15 protein-coding genes are annotated in these 14,399 nt (G+C 34.3%); 9 read left to right on the plus strand and 6 right to left on the minus strand.

Features of this window, described 5'->3' with window-relative positions; translation table 11 throughout:
- The first annotated feature begins 51 nt into the window (after positions 1-51).
- From DVK85_RS03030 to DVK85_RS03060, 7 genes are all read left to right on the plus strand, one after another.
- On the plus strand, positions 52-1,329 hold the full coding sequence (locus tag DVK85_RS03030) for a sigma-54 interaction domain-containing protein (protein WP_114677015.1): 1,278 nt from the start codon (positions 52-54) through the stop codon (positions 1,327-1,329).
- Between the two features lie 10 nt (positions 1,330-1,339).
- Entirely contained in the window at positions 1,340-1,843 is a 504-nt protein-coding gene (locus DVK85_RS03035) for an LptE family protein (RefSeq protein WP_114678968.1), read from the plus strand.
- An 82-nt stretch (positions 1,844-1,925) separates the two neighbouring features.
- Positions 1,926-2,786, plus strand: coding sequence for a tetratricopeptide repeat protein (locus DVK85_RS03040; protein WP_114677016.1), 861 nt, complete (start codon positions 1,926-1,928; stop codon positions 2,784-2,786).
- A gap of 5 nt (positions 2,787-2,791) precedes the next feature.
- Positions 2,792-3,148: a preprotein translocase subunit SecG gene (gene secG, locus DVK85_RS03045; protein ID WP_114677017.1), complete on the plus strand. Its 357-nt coding sequence runs from the start codon at positions 2,792-2,794 to the stop codon at positions 3,146-3,148.
- Positions 3,149-3,286: 138 nt separating this feature from the next.
- Positions 3,287-3,562 (plus strand): co-chaperone GroES, encoded by a 276-nt coding sequence (locus DVK85_RS03050; protein ID WP_114677018.1) that lies wholly within the window; start codon positions 3,287-3,289, stop codon positions 3,560-3,562.
- Positions 3,563-3,598: 36 nt separating this feature from the next.
- Positions 3,599-5,230 carry a chaperonin GroEL gene (gene groL, locus DVK85_RS03055; RefSeq protein WP_114677019.1) on the plus strand — a complete coding sequence of 544 codons (1,632 nt, stop codon included), beginning with the start codon at positions 3,599-3,601 and terminating at the stop codon, positions 5,228-5,230.
- Between the two features lie 135 nt (positions 5,231-5,365).
- Complete coding sequence (locus DVK85_RS03060; protein WP_114677020.1) at positions 5,366-7,744, plus strand: hypothetical protein; 2,379 nt, start codon at positions 5,366-5,368, stop codon at positions 7,742-7,744.
- 41 nt (positions 7,745-7,785) lie between these two features.
- Here DVK85_RS03060 and DVK85_RS03065 read toward each other — a convergent pair whose 3' ends face one another.
- The 6 genes from DVK85_RS03065 to xrtF all read right to left on the minus strand — a co-directional run bounded on the left by DVK85_RS03065 (position 7,786) and on the right by xrtF (position 13,350).
- A complete protein-coding gene (locus DVK85_RS03065) occupies positions 7,786-9,099 on the minus strand; it encodes a hypothetical protein (RefSeq protein WP_114677021.1) in 1,314 nt (437 codons plus the stop codon).
- Between the two features lie 111 nt (positions 9,100-9,210).
- A complete protein-coding gene (locus DVK85_RS03070) occupies positions 9,211-9,552 on the minus strand; it encodes a heavy-metal-associated domain-containing protein (RefSeq protein ID WP_114677022.1) in 342 nt (113 codons plus the stop codon).
- A gap of 50 nt (positions 9,553-9,602) precedes the next feature.
- Complete coding sequence (locus DVK85_RS03075) at positions 9,603-11,840, minus strand: TonB-dependent receptor plug domain-containing protein (RefSeq protein WP_114678969.1); 2,238 nt, start codon at positions 11,838-11,840, stop codon at positions 9,603-9,605.
- Between the two features lie 63 nt (positions 11,841-11,903).
- Positions 11,904-12,329, minus strand: a complete 426-nt coding sequence (locus tag DVK85_RS03080) for an HYC_CC_PP family protein (RefSeq protein WP_114677023.1) — start codon at positions 12,327-12,329, stop codon at positions 11,904-11,906.
- 54 nt (positions 12,330-12,383) lie between these two features.
- A complete protein-coding gene (locus DVK85_RS03085; RefSeq protein ID WP_114677024.1) occupies positions 12,384-12,821 on the minus strand; it encodes an exosortase F system-associated membrane protein in 438 nt (145 codons plus the stop codon).
- Entirely contained in the window at positions 12,799-13,350 is a 552-nt protein-coding gene (xrtF, locus tag DVK85_RS03090) for an exosortase family protein XrtF (protein WP_114677025.1), read from the minus strand. Before xrtF ends, DVK85_RS03085 begins: the two co-directional genes overlap by 23 nt.
- Positions 13,351-13,425: 75 nt before the next feature.
- Here xrtF and DVK85_RS03095 point away from each other — a divergent pair, with 75 nt between their 5' ends.
- Together DVK85_RS03095 and rpsO are read left to right on the plus strand one after the other, a co-directional pair.
- Positions 13,426-13,881 (plus strand): GAF domain-containing protein, encoded by a 456-nt coding sequence (locus DVK85_RS03095; RefSeq protein WP_114677026.1) that lies wholly within the window; start codon positions 13,426-13,428, stop codon positions 13,879-13,881.
- Positions 13,882-14,018: 137 nt separating this feature from the next.
- Positions 14,019-14,288: a 30S ribosomal protein S15 gene (rpsO, locus tag DVK85_RS03100; protein ID WP_114677027.1), complete on the plus strand. Its 270-nt coding sequence runs from the start codon at positions 14,019-14,021 to the stop codon at positions 14,286-14,288.
- Positions 14,289-14,399: the final 111 nt, after the last annotated feature.

Raw genomic sequence — 14,399 nt, forward strand, 5'->3', positions numbered from 1 at the left:
AATATTGTAGGGATTAATTTAATTCGCACAATTCGTGGCAGAAAAAACAATATGGAAAGCATACAAGCCATAAAACAACGTTTCGAAATTATAGGAAACGACCAAAAACTGAACCGCGCTATAGAAAAAGCCATACAGGTAGCCCCTACCGATATTTCGGTACTGGTTACTGGAGAAAGTGGTGTAGGTAAAGAGAGTGTACCAAAAATAATACATGCTCTTTCGCACAGAAAGCATGGTAAATATATTGCGGTAAACTGTGGTGCAATACCCGAGGGCACTATAGACAGTGAACTTTTTGGACATGAAAAAGGTGCTTTTACAGGAGCAACTTCTACCCGAGAAGGTTATTTTGAAGTAGCCAACGGTGGAACTATCTTCCTTGACGAAGTAGGAGAACTCCCCCTTACTACACAAGTACGATTATTACGTGTACTAGAAAATGGCGAATTTATAAAAGTAGGGTCGTCTCAAGTACAAAAAACTAATGTGCGTATTGTAGCAGCTACCAATGTAAACATGGCAGAAGCTATAGAAAAAGGCAAATTTAGAGAAGACCTTTACTACCGCCTTAGTACAGTAGAAATTATGCTACCACCATTACGAGAACGAAAAGACGACATCCATTTATTGTTTCGTAAATTCTCATCAGATTTTGCCCAGAAATATAAAATGCCTGCCATAAAACTAGATGATGATGCAGTACACTTGTTATTAAAATACCGCTGGAGTGGAAACATCAGACAGCTACGAAATGTTGCCGAACAAATATCTGTTTTAGAAACCAACAGAGCCATCACCATAGGAACATTGCGTGGCTACTTACCTGAAGCTGGCAGTAACTTACCTGCTATTATAAAAGACAAAAAACCTGAAAGCGATTTTAGTAACGAACGAGAGATACTATATAAGGTATTGTTTGACATGAAGGGCGATCTACACGACCTGAAAAAACTAACAATGGAACTAATGCAAAATGGCAATAGTAACAAAGTTCAGGAGTCTAATAAACATTTAATACAACGCATTTACGGTTCAAAAGAAGAGCACAATAGCGAATTTGAAGAGATGGCAAGACCAGAAATGGTGCCTTCGCAACCTGTAAGCAGAGCTGAACCTATTATAGATCATGATGATGACGATGATGACAGTAACTATCTTTTTGCCGAAACAGTTGAAGAAGAAGAAACTTTAAGACTTGACGAAAAAGAAGTAGAACTGATAAAAAAATCATTAGAGCGCAATAAAGGAAAACGTAAAGCAGCCGCAGATGAACTTGGCATATCTGAAAGAACACTTTATAGAAAAATAAAACAATATGATCTTTAAGAGAAGTATAATGAAAAACTTAAAACTATTAGCAGTATTGACATTAGTGTTTATAGTAAACGGATGCAGCGTTTATAACTTTACTGGTACAGGTAAAATTGACGCTGATACTTTTCAGGTGAATTATTTTCAAAACAATGCTGATATTGTAGAGCCTGGTATTGAAAGAGATTTTACCCAACGCTTGCAGAACCTCATACAAAACCAAACCAACCTGAGCCTTACTAACTCTGGTGGCGACTTAGTATATGAAGGAGAAATAACACAGTTCCGTATTACTCCTATGACCGCTACTGCCGACCAACTTGCTGCACAAAATAGACTTAGTATTACCGTAAATGTAAGATTTACTAATAGAAAAAAAGAAGAAGACGATTTCGAAAAGCCATTCAGTTTTTTCTATGACTACTCTGGAGATGCATTACTTTCGGGACAAGTACTTAATACTGCTCTTGATGAAATTTTTGAAAGGATAACACAGGACATTTTTAATGAATCACTAGCTAAGTGGTAATTTTACAGTTAGCAGTATTCAGCCTTAGTAATAAATTATATTACTTAACTGATAACTGCGACTGCGACTGAAAAACTAAAATTTGAACACAAAAGATTACATATCACTACTAAATAAGCCTTACTCTTTAAACGAAAGGCAAACACAGGAACTGGAAAACATCCTATCAGAGTTTCCATACCTGCAAAGTGCGCGTGCCATTCATTTAAAAGGGCTCTATAATCAAGATAGTTTTCGTTATAATACAGAGGTAAAAAAAACGGCAGCTTTTACCGCCGATCGCTCAGTGCTTTTCGACTTTATCACATCTGAAAATTTTCAAAGTATAGATAAAATACATTTTGAAAAAACAGAAAAAGCAATAACAGAGCTACCTGTAACAAAAAGCGAAGAGGTAAAGCCAGAAGTAAACAAACTAGAAGAGGCTATAAAACGCACAGTTGAAGAAGCCAATAATAATAGTACCACCACTGCAACACCTCAAGAAAAAATTGCAGCACCAAAAAATGAAGGTTCAGATCAAGTAATAGAAAAACTTGAAATCGGGAAACCAATATCGTTTACAAAAAACGAAACACATTCATTTTCAGAATGGTTACAACTCGCACAACTAAAACCCATAGTACGAGAAGAAAACCCTACAGAAACAGAAAAGGAGTCAGGACTAGATACAAAGTTAGATATAATAGACCGCTTTATTGAATCGAATCCAAAAATAACACCCGTTAAAAACACTACATCAAGCCCTGTATCTACAAGTAATAATGACAGCAGTAACAGCAGCCTGATGACCGAAACACTTGCAAGAGTTTATCTGGAACAAAAAAAATACACAAAAGCAATACAAGCTTATGAAATTTTAATTTTGAAATATCCGGAAAAAAGTGTTTTCTTTGCAAACCGTATAGCAGATATTAAAATTTTACAACAAAATAATAATTAACCAAAATGGAGTTTTCAATCTTTTTAATACTAATTACATTAGTAAGCTTTTTTCTTGTTGTGGTAATCATGGTACAAAACCCTAAAGGCGGTGGTCTATCATCTAGTTTCGGTGGATCTCAAGCAATGGGTGGCGTACAAAAAACCAATGATTTCCTAGATAAAGGTACATGGACACTTGCAACAGTACTTATCGCACTTATATTGCTTTCTACACTTAGCTTTTCAGGAGGCTATGCAGGAGGTGACAGTAAACTTATAGATGAGACTGCTGTACCAAGCGCTACTACGCCTGCTCCTACAAGTACAGAACAAGGTGCTACTACACCTGCTGGCACTGAAGAGGGTACTCCACAGGAATAAAAATTACAACATACATACTATTAAATGCCGGCAACTGACATGCTGGCATTTTTTTTTGTCCATACTGTCAGTTTACTGAATTGGCATAGTTTCTGAAAAAACAGAAGCAACATTTAATAACAATAAAAATAATATCATATGGCTTTAAACATTAAACCGCTTTCAGACCGTGTACTTATAGAACCGGTTGCTGCAGAAACACAAACTGCTTCGGGAATATTTATTCCTGATACTGCAAAAGAAAAACCACAAAAAGGTATTGTAGTGGCCGTTGGTAACGGAACCAAAGACCACGACATGACTGTAAAAGTGGGCGATACTGTGCTATACGGCAAGTATGCAGGAACTGAACTTAAATTTGAAGGTAAAGATTACCTAATAATGAAAGAAGAAGAAATTTTCGCAGTACTATAAATTGAGTTTAATAATTGAAACTATAATAAAATAATAATGGCTAAAGAAATAAAATTTGATATTGAAGCACGCGATGGTTTAAAGCGTGGTGTAGATGCTCTTGCAAATGCTGTAAAAGTAACTCTTGGTCCTAAAGGGCGTAATGTTATTATAAGTAAATCTTTTGGCGCACCAACCGTAACAAAAGATGGTGTATCTGTGGCTAAAGAAATAGAACTTGAAGATACGCTCGAAAATATGGGAGCACAAATGGTTAAAGAGGTAGCCTCTAAAACCAATGACCTTGCAGGAGATGGTACTACCACCGCTACTGTATTAGCACAAGCTATAGTAAAAGAAGGACTTAAAAACGTTGCTGCTGGGGCTAACCCGATGGATTTGAAACGTGGTATAGATAAAGCTGTAGAAGCTATCGTTAAAGATCTTGCTAAACAAACAAAAGAAGTAGGTACATCTAGCGAAAAAATAAAACAAGTTGCTTCTATCTCTGCTAATAATGATGAAGCTATAGGTGAACTTATTGCTACTGCATTTGGTAAAGTAGGTAAAGAAGGTGTTATTACTGTTGAAGAAGCTAAAGGAACTGATACATATGTAGATGTTGTAGAAGGAATGCAGTTTGACAGAGGTTACCTATCAGCTTACTTTGTAACTGATTCAGAAAAAATGCAAACGGAACTTGAAAGACCATACATTTTGTTATACGACAAAAAAGTATCGTCTATGAAAGATTTACTTCCTGTATTAGAACCAGTTGCACAATCAGGAAGACCTTTATTAATAATTGCTGAAGATGTAGATGGTGAAGCACTTGCTACACTTGTAGTAAACAAACTTAGAGGTTCGCTTAAAATTGCTGCTGTTAAAGCACCAGGATTTGGCGACAGAAGAAAAGCATTACTTGAAGATATCGCTATCCTTACAGGTGGTACTGTTATTGCTGAAGAAAGAGGACATACACTAGAGAATGCTACGCTTGATATGCTAGGTACTTGTGAAAAAGTAACTATTGATAAAGATAATACTACTATAGTAAATGGTGCAGGTGAAGCGGAAATGATTAAAAACCGTGTAAACCAAATTAAAGCACAGATGGAGAGTACTACATCTGACTATGATAGAGAAAAACTACAAGAACGTCTTGCTAAACTTGCAGGTGGTGTAGCTGTACTTTATGTAGGTGCTGCATCTGAAGTAGAAATGAAAGAGAAAAAAGACAGAGTAGACGATGCTCTACACGCTACAAGAGCTGCTGTAGAAGAAGGTATTGTTGCTGGTGGTGGTGTAGCGCTTTTAAGAGCTAAAACTTCACTTACCGACATAAAAGTTGAAAATGCAGATGAAGCTACAGGTGTACAAATTGTTGCTCGTGCTATAGAGGCTCCTTTAAGAACTATTGTTGAGAATGCAGGTCTTGAAGGCTCTGTAATAGTAGCAAAAGTAGCTGAAGGAACTGCTGATTTTGGATATAATGCTAAAACTGACGAGTATGTAGACATGCTTTCGGCAGGTATTATAGATCCTAAAAAAGTAACACGTGTAGCATTAGAAAATGCTGCTTCTGTTGCCGGTATGATATTAACTACAGAGTGTGCTCTTATCGACCTAAAAGAAGATAACCCTGGTGGCGGTATGCCAATGGGTGGCGGTATGCCAGGCATGATGTAATAGCATTATAAAAATTCAATAAAAAGCTGCTCTATAATAGAGCAGCTTTTTTTGTTAAAAAAAATAAATTTCGCAAAACATATATCACAATAATCCTATTTTAGCGTTATAATTACCCAACAATTAATTACTTTAATGAAACATCTTTTATCACACAAAATTGTGCTGCTTTTTTTGGTATTAATAAGCAATAACTTAATTGCACAAACGACCAAAAAAGATGAGATTGCTAAAAAACTAACCGACTATTTTTTTCTCGAAAGAGAGAACATTCATGTACACTTTGATAAAGATGTTTTCCTAACCGATGAATCGGTATGGTTTAAAGGCTATACCTACCACAGAAAAAACAACACACCTTTTTTTGCCTGCGTAAATATTTTTGCCACACTTATAGATAACGAAGGTAATGTTATAGAAAGTCAGTTACTTTATGGTAATATGGGAACTTTTTCGGGTAGTTTTAAATTAAACGATTCTATGAAGTCAGGACGATATTATGTTCAGTTTTATACCAACTGGATGAATAACTTTACCGAAGACGAATCGTTTGTAGGCGAAATAACTGTTGTCAACAAAAACATTAACCCTTCCCTATTTAATACTCCTAACTATTCGAAAGTAAATATAGATTTACACCCTGAAGGCGGTACATTGGTAGAAGGAATTAACAACAATATAGGTATAAGTATAACCGACTGTAATGATAAACCCATACCTAACGCAAAGGCAATATTAGTAAATGGCAATGATGAAGCAGGGAAAGAACTTAACCTAAATAAACAAGGCTACGGTAAATTTAACCTTACTCCAGATAGAACCAAAAAATATAAAGTTATCACTACAATAGAGGGTAAAGAATATGAACAAACAATACCACCAGCACAGCTAAAAGGAGTTTCTTTAGAGATAAACAGCTATACCGTACCCGACAAAACCATTATTAAAACAAGTATTAACCCATTAATGCAAACGTCATTATCAGGTAAACCATTATACTTAGTAATACACAAAGATGAAAAGGCTATAATTACAGAGATTGACTTTAAACATCAAGTTTTAGAGCAGACAGTAGTCATGAGTAACTTAGACTTATTCGAGGGGTTAAACACCATACGTATATTAGATAACGAGTTAAATGAACTTGCCGAAAGGGTTATGTATATCTATCCAAAATTAACAGTAAATGTAGAGGTTCGAACAAAGCCTAAAGAGACAGATGGAAAAATAGAATTAAGTGGCAAAGTAAACTATGCTAACATGAACTTAAGCATATCTATGTTGCCAGCCAATACTGTTACTATAAAAGAGCATAACGATATTTATAACTCGCTACTTATAGCTCCTTATATAGAATATCATAAAACATTCGAAACAAAAGCCTATTTAAATACTATTTCTCGAAAGAATCAATATGAGTTAGATTTGTTCTTACTCAACCAAAATAGTAAATACAAGTGGAGAAATATTAAAAATAATCCGCCTAAAAGCAATCACACGTTCGATATTGGACTTTCACTAAAAGGAACAATAAACAATAGCGGCAATCTTAAAAAGTATAAAGTAAAGGTAACTTCATTTGAAGGAATGATAGATGAAACTGTAGACATCAATAAAGAAAATGAGTTTTATTTAGATAACCTTATCCTTGCCGATTCTATTAAACTTGATTTTTTCTTAGTAAAAGACGACACCAAAAAGCAAGTAAAACTTTACCCTCAGCTTTTTAATATTAATAGAGTATATAATAAGCAATATAACCCTAAAGCTACTGAATGCAGTATAACTGAAAATAATAATACTATCTCAGATCTACCTGAACTACCCGACCATATAGATATCAATACTATAGTTCTCGATGAAGTAGAACTAAAAGGCACAACTAATAAACTAAAGTATCAAAAAGCTTTTGGCAACTCACAATTAAGAGGATACAAAATAGGTGATGATGAAAGAAAGAGTTTCTTTTATATATTAGACCTCATCCGCTATCATGGCTTTAATGTGGAAACAAGTAATGGTACTGTAAGTATTACGGGGCGTACAATTAATACTATAAACGGACAAGCAACCACCCCAATGATATATATAGATAATATGCAAGTACTTAGTTTTGACATATTATGGAATATGCAAACCGAAGATATTGATGAGTTTTATGTAAATCAGCATGCTGTAGTACCCTCTGTAAATAACAGAATGGGAATTATAAGGATATATATGAGAAAAGACTATTCGAGTAAGGCAAAAAACAATTCGCCTGCATCCTTTTTAGTAAAAAATGGTTTTAAACGTATTACTCCTTTTAAAAATAACATATACCTATCAACTGCTACTAAGGGTTTTGAAAACTTTGGTGTAATAGACTGGGAGCCGCTCATCACTACAGATGAAAAGGGAGGCTTTAAATTAGAACTCCCACACACAGGACAGAATAGTATAAAATTATTAATAGAAGGTATTAGTCCTGATGGTAAACTAATATCTGAAATAAAAACCATAAACCTTAACTAAACAAAAAGCCCCACTATGTGGGGCTTTTTGTTTAGTTAAGGTTAGTTAAAAAACACTTGATATTGTGCTACTATAGCTCCTCGCCTATTTGTTTTGTCTTTAGCCATGTTATATACAGGTCGGCTTTGATAAGCTATTGTAAATTTAGAGGCATGCCCTGCCAAAAGCCAATTAACCCCTATATCAAAAAAATCCATTGGGTCGTTTAACCCATCATAATTGGTATGTTGTAGTGAAGCATACGGCAGCAAAGTAGTATTACCTATAAGATTGTCTTTAAATTTATATCCTGCTTGCAAATAAAATATTGTACCCGTACCATACATCGGGAAACCATTACCACTACCATTAAGTACATCTGGATTATTATTCCCGTTAGTAGGATTCATTACGGCAGCGTTACGCAGGTAATTTTTACCGAAATCATAGTGTGTTATAGTACTATATACACTCACTGCTTGCCCATTTGTTCCTACAGGGGCATCATAAAAAACATCGGCAGCAAGATGCACCATATTACTCATAATAGTATCATTGGTCGTATTTAAACGCCACATAGCATCTTTTTGATACACAAATCCCGCCCCTACATTAAATACTTTTTTCTTTCCTAAATAAGTGCCTGCATTATAGGGCGTCATATTCGATTCTTTATCTTTAAATTGGTACTGAAAATAACCATTCCATTGCATCTCTGGCGGGTTGGATGAAAAACTGGCTACATCCTCTGAAATCGTAGGGTTGTAATTTGACGATTTTTTAATATCCATAGGCTGTGCCATAGATATACGATAATCGAACCTACCAAATTTACCTTTTGCAAAAACAGATAATTTTCTAAGAAACTGATCCGTTACATCATTAGTACTTTGCAAAAATAAAGGAGCATCAACACCCAATATAGATCCTGTAGATGCCGATGAAAATCGAGAAAGTCCACTCCAAGCTGAAAGCCCCATACCCATAGATAATTTATCTTTATCTATAGCATATTCGCCATAAACATCATGTACAAAAAAGCCTGTTTTCCTTTCGGATATTGCATTAAAATTATTTTCACCAAACTGTCCGTAAGCAAAAACCCTATCCGTAAGCTGCCCGTACATTTGTATTCTATAACGACGTATACCAATATCAGTGCCGCTACTACGCTCTACATCATTTATAGTAGTACCTGGGTTATATTGCATATTTCTTAGCCATGCTTGGGTAAGAAAGGTAAACTTAACATAGTTACTACCATCTTCGTTAAGGTATAATTTTCTGTCTTTAAAAATTTCTTGTGCTTTAGTAATTTGTGTTGACAATAAGATCATTAGTCCGCTAATGGCTAATACTATTCTAATTTTCTTCATTCTTTAATTATTTGACTTTTGTTTCTTCTTAGAAAAACAAGATACCCTAAAACTAAACATATCATAAAAAAGCCTCCAATATTGGAGGCTCTTTATTGCATATATATATTTTTATCCTCTGTTGTACTGGCAGCACTCATGTAGCCCCTCATAATCTACATCTTCTGCTTTAACAGTGTCAGTATCATGTCCTGTTTTGGCTATAGCTTTACGCACATCATCTACATTACATTTATTCTCATCAATAATAAGATGAAGGTCTTGATGGTCAGCATGCCATGCAGCATATTTAACGCCTGAAACACCAAAAGCAGCTTTCTCTATACGTTTTTTACACATCTCACAATTGCCCTTAGCTCCTATTTCATATTTGGCATTCTTTTTCTTTTTTTCTTGTGCCTGCATTGTTACCCCCATTAGCATAACGAGCATTACTAAAAATATTTTTTTCATGGTATGTTGATTAAAAGATTTTAAATATATAAAATTTATAATTGACTGTATTACTTTATTTTGAATCGTAATCCTGCATAATACATTTGACCAAAAATTGGTGCATATACTATAGAGGTATCAAAATATGAACCAAAAGGGTCATTAGCTCCTAAAATAGCTTTATCCTGACGGTAGTTACCTATATTCTCTCCACCTACATATACCTCAAAAACACTTGAAAAAGTACGCGTTATCTGTGCATTCATTAACGAAAAAGACGGAGAATAATTGCCCATTTGTTCCTGGGCAGGGTTACTGCCTGTGTAAGGCAAACGTTGTTTCCCTAGCAAGTTATACGTAAAATCAAACTTCCACTGCTTGCCACCTTCTATTATATGGGTTTCATAACCTACATTAGTAAAAAATCTATGCTTTGCCTGCAATGGCATTTCGGCAGTACCAGAGGTATAATCTGTTGTTACATCATAGTATTTATAAGCCGTACGAATATTAAAATGATGTGTAATTTCGTAATTAAGTTCTAACTGTAAGCTATTAGCAGACGATGCTCCTTCAAGATTATAGAACTGTACTTGTTGCGGAGAAGCATATACATCTACTACTGCACGGTTTTGAAAATCTGTTCTATAAAAATCAACTACAACTTCAGTGTTTTTATTAAACAATGTAAAGCCTTGCATAAAGCTCACACCATAGTTCCAAGCAATTTCTGGATCAAGACCATATACTTTTCCTCCGCTATTTAAGATATTCATTTGACGTGAGCTACCAAAATAGGCTTGATTTTCAGCATATATATTAGCTGCTCGCTTTCCTCTACCTGCCGAAGCACGTAACACAGCTTTGTTCCATGGGTTGTAACGTAAGTGCATTCTTGGAGTAAAGAATGCTCCTAAACGATTGTGTACATCAAAACGACCTCCTGTTACTATGCTAAAGTTATCAGTATTATCATACGTATATTCAAAAAATGCACCTACAGAATTATCTATCCTGCCTACGTCTGTAGTGTTCACAAACTCATCATACTTGTCATACGTAAAATTAATACCTGTAGAAAATTTATTAAGGGTGTTACTTATGATAGAGCTAAAAATCAGATTAGAATAAAAACTTTTCTGATCGATATCATACTGATTTAAACCAAAGTAAGAATCTTGTTTGTGCCAGTTATAAGCCGTTTGTAATCCTACACTCTGAAAAGGCATATCTGGAAACACATATCCTAGTTTAGCCGAAAGATCTAACTTATCGGTATTAATTTCAGATCCCCAGTAGTTGGTCGTCAATTTATCTCTATCAGGGTCAAAGTCAAGTTGTCCTGTTTGTTTCTCATCACGCATATAGCGAGCGTTTATAAAACTTACCCAACCTTTCTCAGCATCGACATATTGCCAACGGTTCATTACGTTTACCTGTTTTGCTAGTGGATTATCTAAAAACCCATCATTATTCATATCGTTTTTGGTTACACGAGTGTTACCATGTACAAAAAGACTACTACTCCATTTGTCTGACACTTTTTTATTAAAGTGCGTATTCAATTCAAATCGTCCACCTGTAGAACCATAAGCATTCACGAAAAACGGAATATCGTTTACAGGTTTAATAAGTTCATAGTTTATTTGCCCTGATATGCTTTCATAACCATTAACCACAGGACCTGCTCCTTTGGTTATCTGAATACTCTCTACCCAAGTACCTGGCACAAAAGAAAGCCCATAGGCTTGCGATGCTCCACGTACAGCAGGTATGTTTTCTTCGCTAATTACTAAATAAGGACTGGTAAGCCCTAACATTTTTATTTGACGTGTACCTGTAAGTGCATCCGAAAAATTCACATCTATAGAAGGGTTCGTTTCAAAGCTTTCTGCTATATTACAACAAGCAGCCTTTAATAGCTCTTTACTCCCCATAGTAGATATATTAGCCGTTTTTACATACGACCGCTCTAAACTTTTTCTGTTTTTCGTTACCTCTACTTCATCTAGTTCCTTACCAGTTGAAGACTTCATAGTATAGGTTATATAATCGGGCGAAGTTACACTTAGTGTGTCAGTAGTAAAACCAATATAACTTATTACAAGTTGTGTATAATCTGGTTTATAAGGCAGTGTAAAAGTACCGTCCTCTATAGTTGATGTTCCAATAGTAGTATTAAGCCAGTACAAACTTGCTCCTGGCAGCGGTAGTTTTTGATCGTCGAGTATTTTCCCGCTAATGGTTTCTTGTGCTTGTGTAAAAGCAACAGTAAATAAAAATAATGTTAATAATATTTTACGCATATATAATAGTATAATGTTAATAATAATTTGTTCCACAATGTGGATAAAAGATTACAACATTACTTAGGCATATAGAGTATAGCGACAATAGAGTTTAAAGAGTGGTGGCGCATTAGACTCGCAATAAAAAGCAGGTATTTGCTTTTTTACTATAGGAGCTTCGCCATAAAACTGAATAGGTTTCCATTCAGGTATCATATAAAAACCAGCAAGATCTAACTGTAACGATTTTACAATAATAAGATTATCTGCCTTATTTTTAAATTTTACAAGATCGTTCTTGCAACAATTTTCATGATTATCTGTAGCTAAGGCACAACATGTTTTTGCTTCTTCTGCATGGTGGTCATTACATGGTTCTTGAATTTTATATGCAAAAGAAACTTCTGAAACCTGACCTTCACAATAATGCACATTAAGTGCCAACCCCATATTGGCAACCAATATAAGGAAGGATAAAATAAAACTTATGTGCTTTTTTAATTGCATTGTACGCAAAATTAAATATTTACAACGTATATAACTGTTATTTATGTTAAAAATTTATAACTGAACTCTTTTTTGATAATAAAAAGCAGGCAAGAATAAAATTAAAAACAAAGGCTGTATTAAAAAACGCCTAATATAGAATAGCAGTAATAGGTTAACTTCATCTGTATTTAGTACTATAAAAAATATCGTTATGAATATTAAAAACAGTAACACATATAAAATAGAGCATAGTTTTAGTATCGACCTATCCTTAAACACTAAATAAATTATCGCTAATGAAAATAGAGAATTAAGTAAGTAACGAAATGCTATGCCTCCAAAGAGTTTAAGATTGTCATATAAGGGCAACTCTTTCGACTCTGCTTTAAAAAAAGCCAAAAAAGGATCATAAAACAATTGTTCCTGAAAAACTCTTACCAACACAATTAGTATAAGTAATACTATTATTGCAAATACAGTAGTAGTACTAAGCTTTATTTTTTTTTGCATTTCCTGAAAGTTTCATTACCCACAATACCCATAGTGCAAACACCACACCATAAATAAATAGCGGAAAAAGTATATCGTGCATTAACTCTTCATACTCTGGGTAATAATAAAAGCCAAGCCCTAATAACGCTATACGCACTACATTTAGAACATGAATTATGAGTACCCCTATTATAATGTATAAAGATGTTCTTTTAAAAGTAGTAGAAAACGCAATAATAAAAGCAGCAAAAAGTATCATAACACTAACGGCGTTACAACCTTCAACTATTCGAGCAACACTATCGCTATTTACATAAAAAACATAAGATGCTTCTTTTAAATGAGGTGTTATATGTGCCTCTTTACCCGTTAGCTGTACAATATCTTTAGATTGTTCTGCCACAAGAGTAGTCATGCTATCGGTCTCAAAATTATCTACATCATACTGACTAAGGTACAATGAATAAATCACTGAAAGTATGAGATAACTCACCCCGAATTTAATAAGAAAAAGAAAAAAGGGACGGTTTTTTTGCCAAATACTCATTAGATAATTTTTAACAAAAATAAGTAAAATAAAAGAGGTTTAATAAATACATTTGTAATAAAGAAATTCAATAAGATGACGTTTGAAGAATTAAAGCCTAAAGTAACCGATATACTACACCATACTAACACTTTACGCAATGAAAAGTTGTTACAACTATGTCATTTGCTTAGAGATAATATAGATTATTATGACTGGGTAGGCTTTTACTTTAAAAATGACGATAAGGAAGAATTACTATTAGGACCTTATGCTGGCGAACCTACTGATCATACTGTTATCCCTTTTGGAAAAGGTATTTGTGGGCAGGTAGCTGTATCTAACGAGAACTTTGTAGTGCCCGATGTTAGCGCACAAGACAACTATATTGCTTGTAGTATTACTGTAAAATCTGAAATTGTTGTACCGCTCTTTGCCAATAATGAAAATATTGGTCAAATAGATATTGACTCTAATATAATTGACGCATTTACTGAAAATGATGAGCGTTTTCTTGAGTTTGTTAATCATGAAGTAGCAAAAATGTTTTAAACACACGTGTTTAAAACAAAATTGTTATAAAAAAGCAATTACACTATTATGTATTGCCGGTACCAAAAATATAATTATCTTTGCAGCCAATCAGGAAAATCCTGAATATACATAATAATTATTTAAATAATATTTGCATGTACTTAACTAAAGAAGTTAAAGCAGAAATTTTCGAGAAGCACGGTAAAGCTGCTACTAACACTGGTTCAGCAGAAGGTCAAATCGCGCTATTCACATTCAGAATCAACCACCTTACAGAGCACCTTAAAAAAAATCGTCACGATTATAATACAGAGCGCTCTCTTGTAATGCTGGTAGGTAAACGAAGAAGCCTACTTGACTACCTGAAGAAAAAAGAAATCAACAGGTATCGTGAGATTATCAAAGAATTGAACATCAGAAAATAATCGAGATGAAAAGAGGTGCCTGCGCGCCTCTTTTTGTTTTTAGATGAATGTAGAAAAAGTTTTGGTTTTTCATTGGGTTTTAAACAACTACACACAACAACAACACAACTA

Origin of the sequence: Flavobacterium arcticum (assembly GCF_003344925.1) — a bacterium.
GTDB lineage: Bacteria > Bacteroidota > Bacteroidia > Flavobacteriales > Flavobacteriaceae > Flavobacterium > Flavobacterium arcticum.

What these genes read in the sequence shown, in the direction of transcription:
- DVK85_RS03030 (WP_114677015.1), top strand. Translation starts at nt 52, where the DNA reads ATGGAAAGCATACAAGCCATAAAACAACGTTTCGAAATTATAGGAAAC.
- DVK85_RS03035 (WP_114678968.1), top strand. Translation starts at nt 1,340, where the DNA reads ATGAAAAACTTAAAACTATTAGCAGTATTGACATTAGTGTTTATAGTA.
- secG (WP_114677017.1), top strand. Translation starts at nt 2,792, where the DNA reads ATGGAGTTTTCAATCTTTTTAATACTAATTACATTAGTAAGCTTTTTT.
- DVK85_RS03050 (WP_114677018.1), top strand. Translation starts at nt 3,287, where the DNA reads ATGGCTTTAAACATTAAACCGCTTTCAGACCGTGTACTTATAGAACCG.
- groL (WP_114677019.1), top strand. Translation starts at nt 3,599, where the DNA reads ATGGCTAAAGAAATAAAATTTGATATTGAAGCACGCGATGGTTTAAAG.
- DVK85_RS03060 (WP_114677020.1), top strand. Translation starts at nt 5,366, where the DNA reads ATGAAACATCTTTTATCACACAAAATTGTGCTGCTTTTTTTGGTATTA.
- DVK85_RS03065 (WP_114677021.1), bottom strand. Translation starts at nt 9,099, where the DNA reads ATGAAGAAAATTAGAATAGTATTAGCCATTAGCGGACTAATGATCTTA.
- DVK85_RS03070 (WP_114677022.1), bottom strand. Translation starts at nt 9,552, where the DNA reads ATGAAAAAAATATTTTTAGTAATGCTCGTTATGCTAATGGGGGTAACA.
- DVK85_RS03075 (WP_114678969.1), bottom strand. Translation starts at nt 11,840, where the DNA reads ATGCGTAAAATATTATTAACATTATTTTTATTTACTGTTGCTTTTACA.
- DVK85_RS03080 (WP_114677023.1), bottom strand. Translation starts at nt 12,329, where the DNA reads ATGCAATTAAAAAAGCACATAAGTTTTATTTTATCCTTCCTTATATTG.
- DVK85_RS03085 (WP_114677024.1), bottom strand. Translation starts at nt 12,821, where the DNA reads ATGCAAAAAAAAATAAAGCTTAGTACTACTACTGTATTTGCAATAATA.
- xrtF (WP_114677025.1), bottom strand. Translation starts at nt 13,350, where the DNA reads ATGAGTATTTGGCAAAAAAACCGTCCCTTTTTTCTTTTTCTTATTAAA.
- DVK85_RS03095 (WP_114677026.1), top strand. Translation starts at nt 13,426, where the DNA reads ATGACGTTTGAAGAATTAAAGCCTAAAGTAACCGATATACTACACCAT.
- rpsO (WP_114677027.1), top strand. Translation starts at nt 14,019, where the DNA reads ATGTACTTAACTAAAGAAGTTAAAGCAGAAATTTTCGAGAAGCACGGT.